The organism is Chitinophaga sp. OAE865 (assembly GCF_040546735.1).
Taxonomy (GTDB): domain Bacteria; phylum Bacteroidota; class Bacteroidia; order Chitinophagales; family Chitinophagaceae; genus Chitinophaga; species Chitinophaga polysaccharea_A.
Genome location: NZ_JBEPOF010000001.1, coordinates 6,757,888 through 6,776,047, shown reverse-complemented (window position 1 = coordinate 6,776,047; position 18,160 = coordinate 6,757,888). Strand labels below are relative to the sequence as shown.

Here is an 18,160-nt window from a genome sequence, read left to right as displayed (position 1 = left end):
ATACAATTATTTATATTCTCCCCATACATCTCTCAGTACATCTGCAATTTCTCCGAGGGTGCACAGGTGCTCTACTGCTGTTACTACCAGGGGCATCAGGTTTTCGTTGGTACCGGCGGCCTGCCTGATCTGCGCCAGTGCATTTTGCACAGCGGCGTTATCACGGCGTTCCCGTAAGGATTTCAGGCGTTCGGATTGTACTGCCCGGATGCTGTCGTCTATACGGAATACCTCCGGAGAGGCCTGATCTGCCGCTGTAAATTTATTGACGCCAATGATTATTTTCTCATTATTTTCAATTTCCTGCTGGTACCGGTAGGCGCTCTTTGCTATTTCATCCTGGATGAAGCCCTGTTCTATGGCGCTAACAGCGCCACCCATAGCGTCAATTTTATGGATCAGTTCCCAGGCTTTATTTTCCACTTCATTGGTAAGCGCTTCTACATAGAAGGAACCCGCCAGCGGATCTACGGTATCGGCCACACCGCTTTCATAACCCACAATCTGCTGGGTGCGGAGGGCGATGCGCGCTGCTTCTTCTGTAGGTAACGACAGTGCTTCGTCGTAGCCGTTGGTATGTAACGACTGGGTACCGCCCATAGTGGCAGCGAGCGTTTGAATGGCTACGCGTACGATGTTGTTCTGCGGTTGCTGTGCAGTAAGGGTGCTGCCGCCGGTTTGAGTGTGAAACCGCAGCATCTGCGCTTTGGGATCGGTGGCGCCGAGCGATTGTGTAATATTTGCCCACATGCGCCTTGCCGCACGGAATTTGGCCACTTCTTCAAAGAGGTGGTTGTGTGCGTTGAAAAAGAAAGACAGGCGCTTGGCAAATACATTGATATCCAGGCCTGTATCCAGTGCCGCTTTCAGATAGGCCTTCCCGTTAGCCAGCGTGAAAGCCAGTTCCTGTACGGCATTGGCGCCGGCCTCGCGGATATGATAGCCGGAAATGGAGATGGTATTCCACTTCGGCACCTCTTTGCTGCAATACGCAAAAATATCGGTGATAAGCCGCATAGAAGGTTTGGGCGGATAAATAAAGGTGCCCCTGGCGGCGTATTCTTTCAGGATATCGTTCTGGATGGTACCGGAAATCTTTTTCAGGTCGGCACCCTGCCGTTTGGCCAACGCTATGTAAAATGCCAGTAGGATAAACCCTGTGGCGTTGATGGTCATGGAGGTAGAGATCTGTTCCAGGGAAATATCTTTGAACAGTATTTCCATATCTTCCAGGGAATCTATGGCTACGCCTACTTTTCCCACTTCGCCTTCAGACATGGGGTGATCCGAATCATAGCCGATCTGCGTAGGGAGGTCAAAAGCCACGCTCAGGCCCATAACTCCCTGGCTGAGCAGGTAATGATACCTTTTATTCGATTCTTCCGCGGTGCTGAATCCTGCATATTGCCGCATGGTCCACAGTTTATCGCGGTACATGGTAGCATGTATGCCACGGGTGTAGGGAAAAGCGCCGGGCAGTTCTTCCATCTTCACCGGTTGTGTATATACCGGTGCTATTACAATGCCTGAATCGGTTTGAATGGTTTTTTCCATGGTATCTAAAACTAGCGTTGCAATGTTACATAATTATTATGGTACTTCGCCGCTGAGAAAAATATTGATATTTTGTGTTAAAGTTGACAGGATACTATGGTCATTTACTGTTTATTAGGCGCAACGATCGCACTGGCATTGTATAGCTTATATCTTGTCTGGAAAGCGGGAAGCCGTCCGCTGGCCGCTACTTACAGCTATTTGCTGCTGGGCCTTTCACTGGGAGGGTTCCTGTATTTATATGGCACCTGGGTGTACCTGTCTATTTACACCAAATATGTTTTTGGCGGATTGTTAATCCTGAATATGGCTGCTTATACCATGCGTAAGCATGATCATGCAGCCAGGCCCACACCTTTATGGAAGCGCCGGAGCAATGGCGTGCTTACTTTTGTTTTCGTGGTGATGTCTGTGTTGTACTTTACCGGTACTACTGGTAAACCCGATCGGGTGGCACTGGCATTCCCCTTTAAGCCAGGTAACTATTTTGTATTGCAGGGCGGCAAAGGATTGCCTACCAATGTTTTCCACTTCAGTTTACGCGGAGCCATTTATGCGATGGATATTGTAAAGCTGAATAATTACGGCGGTCGTGCAGGGAAGATATTTTCCCGTCGCCTGGAAGATTACCTGATCTTCGGGGATACCGTATATGCCCCCTGTGATGGCCTTGTGATGAGAGCCTACAGCAATAACCCCGACAATATACCGCCTGCAATGGACCGCGGCCCGAAGAACACCAACCAGGTATTGCTGGAAACCCCGGGGTACTATGTGTTCATGGGACATCTGAAAATGGGCAGCGTGATTGTACACGAGGGGCAGTATGTAAAACAGGGTGAACCGCTGGGTTGTGTGGGTAATTCCGGCTTCAGCTCAGAGCCTCACCTGCATATCCAGGTACATGCAAAAAAGGAGGGCATCCCATGGTACCAGGGTAAGCCGTTATATATCCTGTTTAACGGGAAAAGTTATTTGCTGAATGAAGTGATAAAGGCGAAGTGATTACCGCATCAGTCTTTTTGCTTCCGCGTTAATGATCTGCGAGGTCAGTTCAGCAGGGGATTCGCCCGCCTGTAAAAATACTTCCAGTATCTGTTTGTTCAGTTCCATTGCAGGGGCATCCGGCGGCAGCTGCACGGCCACCTGGTTGATCACGGAAATGGTTTGTTCCTTCAATGTTTTCACTGCTTCCCATGTCATAGCCGATACATAGATCTGCTGGGTAACATTATGTTCGTATTCCGCTTTGATCTGCTGTACCATGGATATCTGCATGTCCACTGCGGTTAATCCCGGCTGATAGATGCGTCCTATCAGGCTTTGAGGGGTGATACGGTCCACATAAAGCGCCATTCTCTCGTATGCCTGCAACTGTAAAGGAAGTACGGCCGGATTTACCGGTTGTTCTTTATTGTCTGTTGTTGTGCCGGTTGTTTTATTTTTCTTAAAAAGATCTTTTATTGTTGGGTAAACAATAGCCACTGCACCTACGGCGAGCGCTATGTATAGTAGTGTATTCAAGTCAAGGCTGCCCATCTTATTTCTTTATGCGCACAAATATATATAAAGATATTTATATATTGTATGATAGTGTTTAAAATTAAACGATTACCGGGAGATGTAAAGGTAAACATCTGCCGGTAATCATATTAATCACGGAGTTGATTGTTTATTAAGCGAGTTTCCCCAGCCAGGTTTTCATTCTTTCCACTCCTTTTTCCAGTTTGTCCATGCTGGTGGCGTACGATATCCGGATGCAGTTGGGCTGCTGGAAAGCGCTGCCGGTAACGGTAGATACGTTGGCCTTATGGAGGAGGAACATGCAAAGATCGTCGGCGTTTTTGATGTGCATGTCTTCAAATGATTTGTTGAAGAACGCGCTCATATCAGGGAACATATAGAAGGCGCCTTCAGGGTCATTTACCTTTAAGCCGGGTATGGCTTTCAGGGCTTCATGAATAAACGCGCGGCGTTTTTTGAATTCAGCTACCATTTCCACTGCGGTGGTCAGTTCGCCGGTAAGGGCAGTGATGGCGGCGCGCTGGGTGATAGAACAGGTGGCAGAGGTAAATTGGCTCTGTATCTTATCGCAGGCTTTGGCAATGTCCAGTGGGGCAGCGAGATAACCAAGGCGCCAGCCGGTCATGGCAAAGCCTTTGCTCAAACCATTGATGAGGATGGTGCGGTTAATGAGGTCTCCGAATTGCGCAATGCTTTCATGTTTGCCCTCGTAGTTGATGTACTCGTATATTTCGTCGGAGATGATAAAGATCCCGGGATGCTTTGCAAATACGGCGGCCAGTGCTTCCAGTTCTTTTCCGGAATATACAGAGCCGGTAGGGTTGCATGGGGAGGAGAACATGAACAGCTTTGTTTTTGGTGTGATGGCTGCCTCCAGTTGCTCTGGTGTAATCTTATAATTGTTTTCAATACTGCAGGGAACAAATACTACTTCACCCTGGCAAAGGCTCACCTGTTCTGAATAGGTAACCCAGTAAGGGGTGGGGATGATCACTTCGTCGCCGGGGTTCACAATGCTCAGTACTGCGTTGGCCAGGCATTGCTTGGCGCCTGTAGACACCACTATCTGTTCCGGCGTATAGTCAAGACCGTTATCCCTCTTTAATTTGTGTACTATTGCTTTTCTTACTTCCGGGTAGCCTGCCACGGGGGTATAGTGTGTAAATCCTTCATCTATCGCCTTTTTGGCGGCTTCCCGGATATGTACGGGAGTATCAAAGTCCGGTTCTCCGATGCTGAGGTCTACGATATCTATGCCCTGGGCTTTTAATTCACGGCTGAGTTTAGCCATTTTAATTGTTTGCGGCTCGGAAATCCGTGACAGCCTGTCTGCTAGTTGATTCATATCATTACATTGAATTGACCGGAGCAAACGTACAGAAAAAAACCAGATAATACATGGAAAGATCGTTCCGGGCTGCTGTACAAACGCAGAACGGGCCGGTTATCCGGCCCGTTCTGCGTTTTATGTTGTTGCTTTTTACAGCAGCCTGTTTGTTTAGTAGAGGCTGAAAATTGCGTTGGTTACCAGTTTATCGGTACCGCTGCTTCCTTTAACACCCATGAGATAAATGGTGTAGTAGTAACCGGTATTGAAATTACCGATTCTCAGATCAGCGCCGCTAACTTTGGCCAGTTCATTGGTGGTACCGGCTTCCTTAATGGAGATAGAAGAGCCTGTGCTGAAAGAGCTGTAAAGTTTGAATGCACTGGCGGCGCTCACATTACCGTCAAAATAAACACGGTTGCTGTCAATCTTCTCTGCACCGATATACACATCTACCGGACCTGCGTTCTGGCTCAGGTTCAGGAAACGGATACCAATTTTATCGCGGCTGTAGTTGGATTGATCAGTTTTGATAATGGCAGACCTGACAGGGGCTTTATCCCAGATCAGGTAAGTATAGTATTGTGTAGAGTCGAAATTGTAAGTAGTGGAAGTAAATAAGCTGTCGCCTCCTTTCTTCTTCAGGTCAAATTTGTGCAGGCCTCCGTAAACAGCGTACCTGGCGTAGAAATTATAATTGAATTCAGTTTCGGTTACTTTCTGGTCGTTATCATAGAAAATACCCGGGATCATGCTGGTGGAACTGCCCAATATCGCAATCTGCGCCTGTGGTCTCTGGGGCGTATAATTGTTATCATTCTTCAGGCAGGAAGAAAATCCGATGATTCCTGTCAACAGGGCCACAACTGCCCATACGCGATTTTTCTTGGTTAGCATTTTGCTCTCAGTTTTTAAATTGTGTTATTGATCGGTTGTTTTTTTATCATTTGGTTCAAAGCGTGACAGGTCCGGTAAGATGTTCTTTTGACGCCCTGCTTCGGATTCGTAAATAACTTCCCCCAATGTTTTGAGAAAAGGTTTACCTGTTTTTTCAAAAGCCTGCTGATCATCTCCCAAAATACCAGTGGTGTTTACAAAAATACTGGCAGACAGCAGGAACTCTGTTTTGTTGGCAAAATCCACAATATATGCTGTATCAGTCAGAAATCCGTATGCCCATCCCGGTTTGTTGAATATCCTGATATGTGCCGGTATCCGGCTGTTCCGGTCACCCCCAAAAAGTAAGAACCTGGTATATGCCTGATAGTATTGTTCCTGGTCATAAGCCGGGTCCGTTGATTCGTCCGGGTGCTGGGACATACATCTGTACAAAAAAAGGTAATCTTTCCCTGTTAAACGGAAACGTTGACGATTTGTTACAGCTTCCGGAAAAATTATGCTGCGCATAATGTTATGAAGACTGGAAAGGGGAAGTTTATTGCGGTGGGAGAAGTTCATGGGCCGATGTTCCAGGCGGTCGAGGTGATTGTACCAGGCTTTCCCGGCGAAATCTTCCCGTGGTGCAAACTCGAGGGGGCTGTACGCTGCGGGCTGCTGGTACAGGATCCGGTCTCCCTCCCGGAAGCTTACGGCATTTGTATGCCTGTTGGCCTCTTCATAGAGAGGAAGCCCCACCCGGTGGCGGATTTGAGCCTCCGTGTACCCCATTTCCCATAACCTCCGGTTAAACGGCTCCTGCCCGATGAGCTCGTAGAGCCGGTTATAGGCATCGTTATCGCTGATAAGGAATATTTTTTTTATATAATGGGCAACCGACGGAAGGCCGGAGGCGGCGGAACGGTCGTGGCGCACGCCGGTGTTGATCCCTGTGAGGGGGGAAGTAAAGAAAGGGGTATCACGGTCAAGGCCCGGGATCTGCAGGTCGTTCAGCTTTTCCAGCGCCAGGGCGGCAGCCGGCAGTTTTATGGTAGACGCAGGGTAGAAGTAGGTATCAGGGGAAACGCCATAGTAATAGTCCGAAAAATGAGGCCGCTGCTGCTCGTCCCGGTCTATACGGGTAAAAATGATCTGTAAACGGTAAGTGGAAGGATCGCTGAATATGGCGCCTAGCCGGCTTTTTTGACTTTTCAGCAAAGCTTCCAGGAAATTATCTGTTGCCGGATAATGTTGGGTTTGCATATATTTGTCGTTGTTATAGATTGTAAAGCAAAGGAATATACATAAAAGACCAGAATCCGGGAGCTGCAGATTTAAAAAAAGTGTGCCAACCAACCTGCAAAGGCAGGCGCATATTGATTTTGCGCGTCTTTTAACTAAGACTTTAATATATCGATTTAAATTCTATCTTTGCAACTCTTAAAATTTTTTTTTATAAACCCGAAACAAACAGTATGCAACTTAAAGGACTGGTAAGATTTTTTGCCATCGCACTGATCCTTATCTCTTTGTACCAATTGTCCTTCACGTTTTTGGTGCGGAACTATGAGAAGAAGATAGAGCAGCAGGCCGAGAACGATGTGGCCAAGCAATACCCTACACCTGAAAAGAAATATCCAGGCAGTTCGGAACTGCAGGGCTTCTACTCAGATACCCTCAAAGGGTTTATTAAACAGAGGAGACAAGAGATTGTGGACAGTACCAGCAGCACAAAGATTGCAGGCTTCCCATGGAATGTTACCTATACCAAGGCCAAAGAGAAAGAACTGAATCTCGGTCTGGACCTGGTAGGTGGTATGAACGTGGTACTGGAAGTAAGCGTGGAAGATGTTATCCGCGCCTTATCCGGTCAATCCAAGGATGCCGCTTTCAACAAAGCGCTGGAAAGAGCAAATGAGCTGAAGAAAACTAACCAGGCCGATTTTGTTACCTTGTTCGGACAAGCATACACCGAGGTAGCACCACAGGGCAAACTGGCGTCTATTTTTGCAAATGCCTACCAGAAGGATATCACTTTCAATTCCTCCAATCAGCAGGTGCTGGACATGATCCGCAAGGAATCACGGGTTGCCATTAAGAATACCTATATCGTACTGCAAAAACGTATTGATAAATTCGGTGTGGCACAACCCAACATCAGCCTGGATGAAAATAAAGGACTGATCTCCGTGGAACTGGCCGGTGTTGATAATGCCGCCCGCGTGCACAAATACCTGCAGGCAACTGCCAACCTGGAATTCAGGGAAGTATACAAGAACTCTCCCGACTTTATCCAGAACGTATTGTCACCGATGAACGATGCGATCAGGAATTCAAAAGCTGCGGTTACCGCTGCTCCTGCTACATCCTCTGCTGCAACAACTGATACAACTGCTGCAGCTACTGCAGCGACTGCAGCTGCCGCTAAAGATACCAGTAAAGATGGCAGCCTGACCGATTATCTCTCTAAAAAAGATACCAGCAAAAACGCCAGCAAAGAACTGCAGCTGAAAGAACAACAGCAGCAGAACCCACTGTTCATGGTGTTGTTCCCTAACGTAGACCCACAGTCCGGCTCCGTTTTCCCCGGCCCGTCTATCGGAAGGATCTTACCAAAAGATACCGCTACTTTCAACCGTTACGCAGAACTGCCGGCTGTAAAGGCTATCCTGCCTAAAGACCTGGTTTTTGCGTTTGGTGCTGAAAATAAAGAAGACAAACACGGCCCCCTGGCCGTATATGCGCTGAAAGTAAACCCTGCTAATCCTGAGCCCCGTGTTGGCGGCGCCAGCATCGTTGATGCCCGCCAGGACATGGACCAGAACAACCAGCCGGAAATCAGCATGACAATGGATAACGAAGGTGCCCACCAGTGGAAAAAACTGACCGGTGAACTGGCTCCAACCAATCCAAAAGATCCCGCTACATTTAACTACGTAGCAGTAGTGCTCGATAATATCGTTTACTCTGCTCCTTCCATACAGGGTGAAATTGCCGGTGGCCGTTCCTCTATCAGCGGTAGCTTTACCATTGAAGAAGCAAATGACCTCGCCAACATCCTGAAATCCGGTAAGATGCCGGCTCCTGCGCAAATTGTACAGGAACAGATCGTAGGACCAACCCTGGGTGCTGAATCCATTGCAGCCGGCGCCAAATCCTTTATGATCTCCTTTGGCGTTATCTTCGTGCTCATGCTGGTGTACTACAACACCGCCGGCTGGGTAGCAAATATCGCACTGGTACTGAACCTGCTGTTTACCTTTGGTATCCTGGCCTCCATGGGCGCCACGTTAACAATGGCCGGTATTGCCGGTATGGTACTCACCATCGGTATGGCGGTAGACACTAACGTAATCATATTTGAAAGGATCAAAGACGAACTATCGCATGGTAAGTCGTACCACGACGCGGTGGCAGACGGTTATAAACGCTCCTATGCACCGGTGCTCGATGGTCACGTTACCTCCCTGCTCACAGCCTTCATCCTGTTCTATTTCGGTTTAGGCCCTGTACTCGGCTTTGCCACTACCCAGATCATAGGTTTGTTCCTGTCACTGTTCTGCGGTATCCTGGTTTCCCGTATGGTAACCGATTTCTGGATGAAGAGAAAAAGACATTTTGAATACTTCACGCCTATTTCGCGTAAGGTATTTAAACATGTGGCTTTCGATTTCGTAGGCAAACGTAAATATGCTTATATCATTTCTGCGATCGTAATGGTGGCAGGTGTTTCCTCTTTCTTCCACGGTTTTGACCACGGTATCGATTTCTCCGGAGGCCGCAGCTACACTGTACGCTTCGAGCACCCGATGAACCGCGAGGAAGTGGCCGACGTACTGAAGAAAGAATTTAACTCTGAAGTATTCGTTAAAACCATTGGCAGCACCAACCAGCTGAGCATTACTACTGCTTATAAAATTGAGCAGCAGAGCCTGGCCGTTGATAAGGAAGTAGCCGATAAATTATACAATGGCCTGAAGAAGTTCTATGACGCTTCCGTAACGCCGGATGTATTTGCTTCCCGTTATATAGTGGGATCACAAACAGTATCGCCTACCATTTCCGACGACCTGCGCGCAGGAGCTGTGAAGGCAACCATCCTGTCTATCGTGGTGATCTTCCTGTATATCCTGCTGCGTTTCAGCAAATGGCAGTACTCTATCGGTACTATCTTCTCTTTGCTGCACGACGTACTGGTTACACTGGCAGTATTCTCCTGGTGCCGGTCTTTTGTACCGTTCACACTGGAAATTGACCAGCACTTTATTGCTGCGATCCTGACAGTGATCGGTTTCTCCATGAACGATACCGTGATCGTGTTTGACCGTATCCGTGAATACTTCAGGACCGGCGCTCATGGCCGCGACAGGAACACCGTGATCAATAAAGCGATCAACGATACCCTGAGCCGTACCATTATGACGTCTCTGACAGTGTTCCTCACTATCCTGATCCTGTTTGTATTCGGTGGTGAAGTAACCCGCGGTTTCGCCTTTGCAATGCTGATCGGTGTGATCACCGGTACTTACTCTTCTATCTTTGTTGCGGCGCCTGTACTGGTTGACTTTGACAAGAAGAACCAGCTGTCGAATGAAAGCGATTCAGTGGAAGTAACTGCAAAGAAAACAGCTTCTGCTGCCAAATAAGTAAGACGTTACTGAAATAATGTTTGATAAATAAAAACCTCCTGGTAAGCCAGGAGGTTTTTTTATGCAGTATCTTTTATGAAGATGAGGATTAGCCGGCTGGCTGCCTGAATACAAACCCTGTGGCATCACTTCCCTGCTGGTAATCTATTTCCATTCCCATAAGGTACATGCCATGGGCTTTTTTCATGATCACCGGGATACCTGATACCTCAAACAGATCGTCATCTTCCATGAGCGCATCAAAACCCAGCATATAAGCCACCCCTGAGCAGCCTCCGCCCTTTACGCCTACCCGTAGGTAGGGAGCTTCTGTATTACCCTGTAACAATTGCTTCACTACTTCTGCCGCACCGGGGGTGAGTTGAATGGGACTTCTGTTCGCGCTATCCATTATCCATGTTTTTGCCAAAGTTAGGGAAAACCATGGGTGGTTGGGCCATGTGGTATACAGCAGGTAACTGGCGGGTATATGCAAATAGCCGGGCACCAGGAGGGCGCAGGCTTTGTTTTTGCTGTGTTCCTGCCTGTGAGGTGGACTTGAAGCGGTATTACTTTGTGGTGGCGAGTTCCAGGAAGCTTTTGTGAAGGGCCAGCACCTGGGGGATCACCATATGCTGTTCATCGTTATAGATCACGTAATCGCTCAATTTCATTTTAATGGTTTCATCAATTTGTTTGTGGATGCGCGCCAGCACTTCATTGCGGGTTACGTTGTCGCGCTTCATAACGCGGTGTACACGTAAGGGCTGGGGGGCAAAAACGGAGATCACCTTATCGAGATGATGAAACGATTCTGTTTCAAATAGCAGGGCGGCTTCCTTTAATACATAGGGTGTGCGCTGCTGTTGGGCCCAGTTATCTGAATCGCGGATGGTGGCGGGATGTACGAGCGAATTCAGGAGGGCCAGCTTGTCTTTGTCGTTGAATACAATATTTCCCAGGAGTTTACGGTTCAGTGCGCCCCCGGCGTCGTATACTTCTTCGCCAAAGTGGTGTTTTACCTGTGCGGCCAGTTCCGGGTCACGGACCATGATATCTTTCGCCCGGTCGTCCGCGTAGTATACGGGAACGCCGAGTAATTCAAATATTCTGCTAACGGTGCTTTTGCCGGAGCCAATTCCCCCGGTGATTCCAATCTTTAACATGGTCCCAATTTATAAAAAATTACGAACTACCCATATGAATTACGGAGTTACGGGCAGATACCGGGGGACCTGGATCCCTGCCTGTTATCTGTCTGTAACTCCGTAGCAGTAATTACTTTAACGTAATCCTTATTTGGTTTCAGCCGCTTTTTGCTGGGCTGTAGTATATTCCATGCTGATGGCAGAACGCTCGATGGTGAAGCTGGTACCTGGGCTTACTTCCATGAGAACGGTGTTGTTATCGTTCATTTTCTTCACTTTACCATGGATACCGGCAATAGTGACGATTTTATCACCTTCTTTCAGGTTATCGATAAATTGTTTCTGCAGTTTTGCCTTTTTAGTTTGAGGTCTGATCATGAAGAGCCACATGACAAGGATCATACCGCCAAAGAACAGGAAAGAAACCCAGGAGTTACCACCGCCTTGGGCACCGCCCTGGGGCGCCATTAATAAAATGTTCAGGATGTTCATTTCTATAATTGATTTAATAGTTTAGTCCGGACTATTTGGTAATGATATTGCACTGGATTTTTGGTCCTACCACATAACCGTCATTATTGTTGATTTTAACAGAAATTTCTTTTTCAGTATAACCTGATTTTCCGTGACTGTCGAAAACTACCTTCATATAACCGGATTGACCGGGTTTGATAGGTTCTTTTGGCCATTCCGGTACGGTACAACCGCAGCTGGAAATGGCGTCTTCAATGAGCAGCGGGCTGGTGCCTGTATTGGTGAATTTAAAGGAATATTCCACTTTTTCACCGGCTGTAATTTCTCCAAAGTTATGCACCTTTTCTTCAAAGGTAAGCGCGGAAGATTGCCCAGCTTCATTTTTTTGCCCGTTCCCGGCTGCAGCGGCAGCGGTATTGTTTTTTGCATTATTGTTACAAGCCGCCACCAGCAGGCTTCCACAGGCGAGTAAACAGAACAGTTTTTTCATGGCTTACTATTTTACCGTAAAAATAACTTTTCCCACTTACTTTTTCGGACGGTCCTGTTTTTGCACCAGCTGTTCTTTTTCAAGGTCTTTCAGGATATTATCCAGGATACCGTTGATGAACTGTCCGCTCTGAGGGGTGCTGTAGGCTTTCGCCAGGTCTATATATTCGTTGATCGTTACTTTGGTGGGAATGGTAGGAAAATAGAGGAATTCACATACCCCCATTTCCATCAGCAACATATCCACTGCGGCGATACGTTCAGAGTCCCAGTTTTGTAACTTAGGCTTGATCAGTTCGAGGCAGTATTCCTTTTTGTCTGTTACCGTGAGCAGGAGCTCCTTTGCATAGTCCAGTTTTTCCTTACTGATCAGCTGGAGGAAATTGAAGAGATGCGGCTTATTGAAATAGTTATTTATCAGGATGCCCATCATTTCTTCGTCGTCGCCCCAGTGAAGGAAAGTATCCTCCATGTGTTGCTGGAACGGCTCGCTTTTCGCCAGTATTTCTTTATAGATGAATTCCAGTATTTCCTTTTCACCTGCTTTGGTACGGCTACCGTCTGCTATATAGGCTTTGTAGGTATCTGTAACAATGAGTTGGTTATAAAGCTTTCTGAGCAGATCATCATCTGTTTGCAGCTTCATTTTCCATTGCTCCAGGTTTACCTGGAAACCTTTGTCGCTGGTTATCTGGTAAATAAATTCATTTCCTGCAATTTTTGTGTTCACCTGCAGGTCCTCGGCAGAGGGTAAGTGTTTGGAAGCACGGGTTTGCGCGTCAATTTCAGCGTACTGTGCTACCTGTACCACTGAGTTAAGTAAGTAGGTAAAGATCTGGCAGGTTTGGTCCAGCTTTTCATTTAAAAGTCTGGTGGCCGTACCTGGCTTAATACTGCTTTGCTCCATCGTTTCCAGGGCGTAAAGTGTTTGCATTACTTTTACCCGGATATTTCTTCTACTGATCATCTTATAAAAAAGAACTGGTATAAGGGCGCAAAAGTAGAGAAAAATTTTCATATTCGCGGATTTTGTCTGACCCAGGATTATGATGATTTAAATGATTATATTGATATTTTTTAATTTCTTTTAAATGCAGTTAACGGAGATAAAAATGAGTATATCGTTCATATCTCCCTTTATTATTATAAAACTCAAAAAGATCAACGTAGTCATTAAAATCATCATAATCCTGAGCCAGACAAACCCCGCGTCAGACAACCCTTCGCTCAAAGAATATCCGGCTAATAATTAAAATCATCATAATCCTGAGTCAGACAAACTCCGCATTCCTGTCATTTTTTCGGGTTGCTCGTCATGATTTGTCAGTGTGAAAGCAAGTCGATACCTTCGTGACCTGCAAATTTGACCCGAAAAGGCCATTGGCATAATTCTCGTGGACGGAAGAACAAAATTCACAAACATCTTTTTTAAATAAAAACTACTATGGCTAAACAATTAAGTATTAAACCTTTAGCTGACAGGGTAATCGTGAAACCTGCAGCAGCAGAAGAGAAAACAGCTGGCGGTATCATCATCCCCGATACTGCGAAAGAAAAACCTGTGAGAGGCACCGTGGTGGCTGCCGGACCCGGTAAAAAAGATGAACCCATCACTGTGAAGGTAGGCGATACCGTACTCTATGGTAAATACTCTGGTCAGGAACTCCCTATCGAAGGCGAAGATTACTTAATCATGCGTGAATCTGATATCCTGGCAATCGTTTAAGCGCTGTCCGTGATATGTATTAATTCCTAAAAGAAAAATCTTAAAGTATTATGGCAAAACAAATCTTCTTTAATATAGACGCCCGCAACAAAATGAAGAAAGGCGTTGACACTCTGGCTGATGCTGTTAAAGTAACCCTGGGTCCTAAAGGCCGTAACGTAGTAATCGAGAAAAAATTCGGTGCTCCCGGCGTAACTAAAGATGGTGTTTCCGTAGCAAAAGAAATTGAGCTCGAAGACGCAATCGAAAACATGGGTGCACAAATGGTGAAGGAAGTAGCTTCCAAAACTGCTGACCTGGCAGGTGATGGTACTACTACTGCTACCGTTCTGGCACAGGCTATCATCGGCGACGGTTTGAAAAACGTAGCTGCCGGTGCAAACCCAATGGACCTGAAACGCGGTATCGACAAAGCTGTAAAAGCAGTTGTTGAAAACCTGAAGAAACAGTCCGAAAAAGTAGGTAACGATACCCGCAAAATCGAACAGGTGGCTTCTATCTCTGCCAACAACGACGCTGAAATCGGTAAACTGATTGCGGAAGCAATGCAGAAAGTAACCAAAGATGGCGTTATCACCGTTGAAGAAGCAAAAGGTACTGATACTACTGTAGAAGTAGTGGAAGGTATGCAGTTCGACCGTGGTTACCTGTCCCCTTACTTCATTACCAACAGCGAAAAAATGCAGGCTGAGCTGTCTAACCCTTATATCCTGATCTACGACAAAAAGATCAGCACTATGAAGGATATCCTGCACATCCTGGAAAAAGTAGCTCAGCAGGGCGCTCCGCTGGTTATCATCTCCGAAGATCTGGAAGGTGAAGCACTGGCTACCCTGGTGGTAAACAAACTGCGTGGTACCCTGAAAGTAGCCGCTGTAAAAGCTCCTGGCTTCGGCGACAGAAGAAAGGATATGCTGCAGGACATCGCTACCCTCACCGGTGGTATCGTTATCAGCGAAGAACAAGGTTACAAACTGGAAAATGCTGACCTGACTTACCTCGGTAAAGCAGAATCCATCACTATAGATAAAGACAACACTACCATCGTAGGTGGTAAAGGTGAAAAAGACGCGATCCAGGCCCGTATCGGACAGATCAAAGCGCAAATCGAAGTAACTACTTCCGACTACGACCGCGAAAAATTACAGGAACGCCTGGCTAAATTAAGCGGTGGTGTGGCTGTACTGTACGTTGGTGCTGCTACTGAAGTAGAAATGAAAGAAAAGAAAGACCGCGTAGACGATGCTTTACACGCTACCCGCGCTGCGGTTGAAGAAGGTATCGTACCTGGTGGTGGTGTGGCTTACATCCGCGCTATCGAAGCCCTGGGTTCACTGAAAGGTGATAACAACGACGAACAGACCGGTATTTCCATCGTTAAACGCGCTATCGAAGAACCATTACGCCAGATCACTGCCAACGCAGGTATCGAAGGTTCTATCGTAGTACAGAAAGTGAAAGAAGGTAAAGCTGATTTCGGTTTCAACGCACGTACAGAAGTTTATGAAAACTTACTGGCTGCAGGTGTTATCGATCCAACTAAAGTTACCCGTATTGCACTGGAAAACGCTGCGTCTATCGCTTCCATGCTGCTGACTACCGAATGTGTAATCGCAGACAAACCAGAACCAAAAGCTGCTGCTCCTGCTATGGGCGGTGGTGGCCACGGTATGGGCATGGACTACTAATCTCAGCTGATAAAAACATACAAACTCCTGCAGACCTGGTGCTGCAGGAGTTTTTTTATGCGGATCACTTTTCCGCTGTAACTTTATCACCCGATCTCCGTTTAACAACGAGATAGTAAACAGAAGCGGATGAATACAGTTGTAAAAATAATTTGCGTAAGCCTGCTTTTAATATCAGGAGCCTGCAGAAAAAGCACCTCCAATGAACTGCTACAGGCGGATGCCGGGGCCGAAAACACCATTCAGCGTTACCTGCTGGATCATAATGAAATTGCCACCAGGGACGTTTCCGGGCTCTATTATACCGTGCAGAAGCCGGGCGACAGCACCCATTTCGTAAAAGCGACTTCCATTCCCACTGTTATATACACCAATTATTTAGTTACAGGCGAAATAGTGGGTACCTCCCTGGGACCTACCGATTTCGATCACCGGATGCTGAAGAACCATATCCCGGGCTGGCAGATAGGACTGCAGAAAATATCACAGGGAGGAAAGATCAGGTTATATATCCCTTCCTACCTGGCTTACGGCACCGTAGGCATTGCAGGTATAATTCCCCCTAATGCCATCCTTATTTCTGACCTGGAGCTGGTAAGTATCCGGTAGATGTATTATCTTATGCCCATTGTATCGTCACCTTTTAATTATCATAAAACTGAAACCGTAACTGTATGAAGAAAGTTTTCCTGTTGGGAGGGTTATTCCTGTTAGTGCTTGCTGCCTGTTCAAAGAAAGATGACGCACCTGCCTATGACGCTATTGCACAGTATGATGCTGATTCCGCAAAAATTGTAGCATATATAGCCGCCAATAATATTACCAATGTACAACATGAGCCCCGCGGTATTTTTTACCAGATCGTTACCAAAGGAACAGGCGATTCTGTTAATGCAGCTGCCAATGTATGGGTATCCTATAAAGGCCAGTTGCTGGATAAAACGGTTTTTGACAGCAGCGACAGCGCCAGGTTCGACCTGAACAGAGTGATCTCCGGATGGACCATCGGTATCCCTAAGATCCGTAAGGGAGGCGAAATTAACCTGATCCTGCCTTCTATCTATGCCTATGGCCCGAGCGCTTACCCTAAGATCCCTGCGAACTCCGTGCTGTTGTTCAATGTAAAGCTGAAAGATTACGTTAATAAATAATTAACGCCCACATACTGAAAGCGGTACCGGTTATGCCGGTACCGCTTTTGCATTTGTATTATTCCCCCGCTTTCCGTTAATTTTACAGATAAATAAAAAATTAGTGGCACACGAATGTATTTCCGTATTCGACATTTTTAAGATAGGCGTTGGCCCTTCGAGCTCCCATACCCTCGGCCCCTGGCGCGCAGCCCTGCATTTCCTGGATCAGCTGGAACAGGCAGGCAAACTGGCGGCTGTAAATAAGATGCAGGTACTATTATATGGCTCCCTTGCCAAAACAGGCCACGGCCACGGTACAGACATTGCTGTACAGCTGGGCCTCTGCGGGGACGATCCGGTAACCTTTGATGTGAACCAGATCAATTCCAAAATGGACGATATCCGCCGCAACCGCAGAATGAAGATAGCAGGTAAGTATGAAATAGATTTCGACCCTGTTGAAGATATTGATTTCCTTTTTGAAGAATCACTGCCTTTCCATCCCAACGCCCTTACCTTCCTCGTTACTTTTATGGATGGTGAGCAACTGGCTTCCACCTGGTATTCCATAGGTGGCGGTTTCGTAGTACAGGAAGGAGCTGCCGGCAGTAGCGCACAACAGGTGGATCTGCCCTTCCCGATTGATACTGCCCGTCAGCTGCTGCAATGGTGTATAAAAACAGGATACAGTATTTCCGAACTGGTACTGGAAAATGAACTGGCCTGGCGCCCCGAGGAACAAACCAGGGCAGGACTGCTGAACATCTGGCGCGTGATGCAGGAATGTACCTACCGCGGCTGTCATACCGGCGGGGAATTACCCGGTGGATTAAAAGTGGGCCGCCGCGCTGCAGTGCTCAATAAAAAATTACTGAAAGGCCGTACCTATACAGATTATGCCTCATGGATTGACGCCATCAGGGCAGGCGGAGAGCATTTCAGCTATACGCTCGACTGGGTGAGCTGTTTTGCACTGGCCGTAAATGAAGAGAATGCATCTTTCGGAAGAGTGGTAACTGCGCCTACCAATGGCGCTGCGGGCGTAATTCCGGCAGTTTTGCAGTATTTCATCGCTTTCTGCGATGGTTTCCAGGAAGAAAAGATCCAGCAGTTCCTGCTTACGGCTTCAGAAATAGGCAGCATCTTTAAAAAGCGCTCCACTATTTCTGCCGCGATGGGTGGATGCCAGGCAGAAATAGGAGTGTCATCCGCCATGGCGGCAGCTGCCCTCACGGAATGCCTGGGCGGCTCCCAGCGGCAGGTGCTGATGGCAGCGGAAATAGCCATGGAGCATCACCTGGGCCTTACCTGCGATCCTATCGGCGGCCTGGTACAGGTGCCCTGCATTGAAAGGAACACCATGGGCGCTATCAAAGCAATTACCGCATCCCAGCTGGCGCTGCAAAGCAACCCCGAACTGGCAAAGGTTTCCCTCGATGCTGTGGTGAAAACCATGTGGGAAACAGCACAGGATATGAACTCAAAATATAAGGAAACTTCCGACGGAGGCCTGGCAGTGAATATTCCAATCAGTCTTCCTGAGTGTTAAAAGATACCTGGTAACGAATTACAGATTTAAAAGCAGATTACAGC

Annotated in this window: 17 protein-coding genes; 7 read left to right on the top strand and 10 right to left on the bottom strand. The window is 47.1% G+C overall.

Annotated features, from left to right (window positions below):
* Window positions 1-6 precede the first annotated feature (6 nt).
* Window positions 7-1,554, bottom strand: coding sequence for an acyl-CoA mutase large subunit family protein (locus tag ABIE50_RS27125; RefSeq protein WP_209865933.1), 1,548 nt, complete (start codon window positions 1,552-1,554; stop codon window positions 7-9).
* Between the two features lie 96 nt (window positions 1,555-1,650).
* Between ABIE50_RS27125 and ABIE50_RS27120 the strand changes: the two genes are divergently transcribed.
* Complete coding sequence (locus ABIE50_RS27120) at window positions 1,651-2,559, top strand: M23 family metallopeptidase (protein WP_209865931.1); 909 nt, start codon at window positions 1,651-1,653, stop codon at window positions 2,557-2,559.
* Here ABIE50_RS27120 and ABIE50_RS27115 read toward each other — a convergent pair whose 3' ends face one another.
* The 4 genes from ABIE50_RS27115 to ABIE50_RS27100 all read right to left on the bottom strand — a co-directional run bounded on the left by ABIE50_RS27115 (window position 2,560) and on the right by ABIE50_RS27100 (window position 6,544).
* Window positions 2,560-3,093, bottom strand: coding sequence for a DUF7935 family protein (locus tag ABIE50_RS27115; RefSeq protein WP_209865928.1), 534 nt, complete (start codon window positions 3,091-3,093; stop codon window positions 2,560-2,562).
* 136 nt (window positions 3,094-3,229) lie between these two features.
* Complete coding sequence (locus ABIE50_RS27110; RefSeq protein WP_142687588.1) at window positions 3,230-4,423, bottom strand: pyridoxal phosphate-dependent aminotransferase; 1,194 nt, start codon at window positions 4,421-4,423, stop codon at window positions 3,230-3,232.
* 153 nt (window positions 4,424-4,576) lie between these two features.
* Complete coding sequence (locus ABIE50_RS27105; RefSeq protein WP_209865917.1) at window positions 4,577-5,302, bottom strand: DUF4397 domain-containing protein; 726 nt, start codon at window positions 5,300-5,302, stop codon at window positions 4,577-4,579.
* A gap of 24 nt (window positions 5,303-5,326) precedes the next feature.
* A complete protein-coding gene (locus tag ABIE50_RS27100; RefSeq protein ID WP_209865914.1) occupies window positions 5,327-6,544 on the bottom strand; it encodes a serine hydrolase in 1,218 nt (405 codons plus the stop codon).
* Window positions 6,545-6,756: 212 nt separating this feature from the next.
* On the opposite strand from ABIE50_RS27100, the gene secDF reads away from it, so the two are divergent.
* Window positions 6,757-9,927 carry a protein translocase subunit SecDF gene (gene secDF, locus ABIE50_RS27095; RefSeq protein ID WP_209865911.1) on the top strand — a complete coding sequence of 1,057 codons (3,171 nt, stop codon included), beginning with the start codon at window positions 6,757-6,759 and terminating at the stop codon, window positions 9,925-9,927.
* A 91-nt stretch (window positions 9,928-10,018) separates the two neighbouring features.
* Here the strand turns inward: secDF and ABIE50_RS27090 are convergent, their stop codons facing one another.
* From ABIE50_RS27090 to nusB, 5 genes are all read right to left on the bottom strand, one after another.
* Complete coding sequence (locus tag ABIE50_RS27090; protein WP_142687594.1) at window positions 10,019-10,321, bottom strand: HesB/IscA family protein; 303 nt, start codon at window positions 10,319-10,321, stop codon at window positions 10,019-10,021.
* Window positions 10,322-10,478: 157 nt separating this feature from the next.
* Window positions 10,479-11,075, bottom strand: a complete 597-nt coding sequence (gene coaE, locus ABIE50_RS27085) for a dephospho-CoA kinase (protein ID WP_209865909.1) — start codon at window positions 11,073-11,075, stop codon at window positions 10,479-10,481.
* 129 nt (window positions 11,076-11,204) lie between these two features.
* Window positions 11,205-11,549, bottom strand: coding sequence for a preprotein translocase subunit YajC (gene yajC / locus ABIE50_RS27080; RefSeq protein WP_260607582.1), 345 nt, complete (start codon window positions 11,547-11,549; stop codon window positions 11,205-11,207).
* Between the two features lie 31 nt (window positions 11,550-11,580).
* Entirely contained in the window at window positions 11,581-12,021 is a 441-nt protein-coding gene (locus ABIE50_RS27075) for a DUF1573 domain-containing protein (protein ID WP_142687597.1), read from the bottom strand.
* A 36-nt stretch (window positions 12,022-12,057) separates the two neighbouring features.
* Window positions 12,058-12,987 (bottom strand): transcription antitermination factor NusB, encoded by a 930-nt coding sequence (gene nusB, locus ABIE50_RS27070; protein ID WP_209865906.1) that lies wholly within the window; start codon window positions 12,985-12,987, stop codon window positions 12,058-12,060.
* Window positions 12,988-13,464: 477 nt separating this feature from the next.
* Here nusB and ABIE50_RS27065 point away from each other — a divergent pair, with 477 nt between their 5' ends.
* The 5 genes from ABIE50_RS27065 to ABIE50_RS27045 all read left to right on the top strand — a co-directional run bounded on the left by ABIE50_RS27065 (window position 13,465) and on the right by ABIE50_RS27045 (window position 18,116).
* Window positions 13,465-13,746, top strand: coding sequence for a co-chaperone GroES (locus ABIE50_RS27065; protein WP_079473337.1), 282 nt, complete (start codon window positions 13,465-13,467; stop codon window positions 13,744-13,746).
* A 50-nt stretch (window positions 13,747-13,796) separates the two neighbouring features.
* The gene (gene groL / locus ABIE50_RS27060; protein WP_142687598.1) at window positions 13,797-15,434 is read left to right on the top strand and encodes a chaperonin GroEL; all 1,638 of its coding nucleotides are present in this window, start codon (window positions 13,797-13,799) and stop codon (window positions 15,432-15,434) included.
* A 129-nt stretch (window positions 15,435-15,563) separates the two neighbouring features.
* Entirely contained in the window at window positions 15,564-16,043 is a 480-nt protein-coding gene (locus tag ABIE50_RS27055; protein WP_209865903.1) for an FKBP-type peptidyl-prolyl cis-trans isomerase, read from the top strand.
* Between the two features lie 65 nt (window positions 16,044-16,108).
* Window positions 16,109-16,585, top strand: coding sequence for an FKBP-type peptidyl-prolyl cis-trans isomerase (locus ABIE50_RS27050; RefSeq protein ID WP_142687600.1), 477 nt, complete (start codon window positions 16,109-16,111; stop codon window positions 16,583-16,585).
* Between the two features lie 103 nt (window positions 16,586-16,688).
* Window positions 16,689-18,116, top strand: a complete 1,428-nt coding sequence (locus ABIE50_RS27045) for an L-serine ammonia-lyase (RefSeq protein WP_209865898.1) — start codon at window positions 16,689-16,691, stop codon at window positions 18,114-18,116.
* Window positions 18,117-18,160: the final 44 nt, after the last annotated feature.

Bases quoted from the DNA above. Each gene is read 5' to 3' on its own strand.
- ABIE50_RS27125 (WP_209865933.1), bottom strand. From the start codon at position 1,554: ATGGAAAAAACCATTCAAACCGATTCAGGCATTGTAATAGCACCGGTA.
- ABIE50_RS27120 (WP_209865931.1), top strand. From the start codon at position 1,651: ATGGTCATTTACTGTTTATTAGGCGCAACGATCGCACTGGCATTGTAT.
- ABIE50_RS27115 (WP_209865928.1), bottom strand. From the start codon at position 3,093: ATGGGCAGCCTTGACTTGAATACACTACTATACATAGCGCTCGCCGTA.
- ABIE50_RS27110 (WP_142687588.1), bottom strand. From the start codon at position 4,423: ATGAATCAACTAGCAGACAGGCTGTCACGGATTTCCGAGCCGCAAACA.
- ABIE50_RS27105 (WP_209865917.1), bottom strand. From the start codon at position 5,302: ATGCTAACCAAGAAAAATCGCGTATGGGCAGTTGTGGCCCTGTTGACA.
- ABIE50_RS27100 (WP_209865914.1), bottom strand. From the start codon at position 6,544: ATGCAAACCCAACATTATCCGGCAACAGATAATTTCCTGGAAGCTTTG.
- secDF (WP_209865911.1), top strand. From the start codon at position 6,757: ATGCAACTTAAAGGACTGGTAAGATTTTTTGCCATCGCACTGATCCTT.
- ABIE50_RS27090 (WP_142687594.1), bottom strand. From the start codon at position 10,321: ATGGATAGCGCGAACAGAAGTCCCATTCAACTCACCCCCGGTGCGGCA.
- coaE (WP_209865909.1), bottom strand. From the start codon at position 11,075: ATGTTAAAGATTGGAATCACCGGGGGAATTGGCTCCGGCAAAAGCACC.
- yajC (WP_260607582.1), bottom strand. From the start codon at position 11,549: ATGAACATCCTGAACATTTTATTAATGGCGCCCCAGGGCGGTGCCCAA.
- ABIE50_RS27075 (WP_142687597.1), bottom strand. From the start codon at position 12,021: ATGAAAAAACTGTTCTGTTTACTCGCCTGTGGAAGCCTGCTGGTGGCG.
- nusB (WP_209865906.1), bottom strand. From the start codon at position 12,987: ATGATCAGTAGAAGAAATATCCGGGTAAAAGTAATGCAAACACTTTAC.
- ABIE50_RS27065 (WP_079473337.1), top strand. From the start codon at position 13,465: ATGGCTAAACAATTAAGTATTAAACCTTTAGCTGACAGGGTAATCGTG.
- groL (WP_142687598.1), top strand. From the start codon at position 13,797: ATGGCAAAACAAATCTTCTTTAATATAGACGCCCGCAACAAAATGAAG.
- ABIE50_RS27055 (WP_209865903.1), top strand. From the start codon at position 15,564: ATGAATACAGTTGTAAAAATAATTTGCGTAAGCCTGCTTTTAATATCA.
- ABIE50_RS27050 (WP_142687600.1), top strand. From the start codon at position 16,109: ATGAAGAAAGTTTTCCTGTTGGGAGGGTTATTCCTGTTAGTGCTTGCT.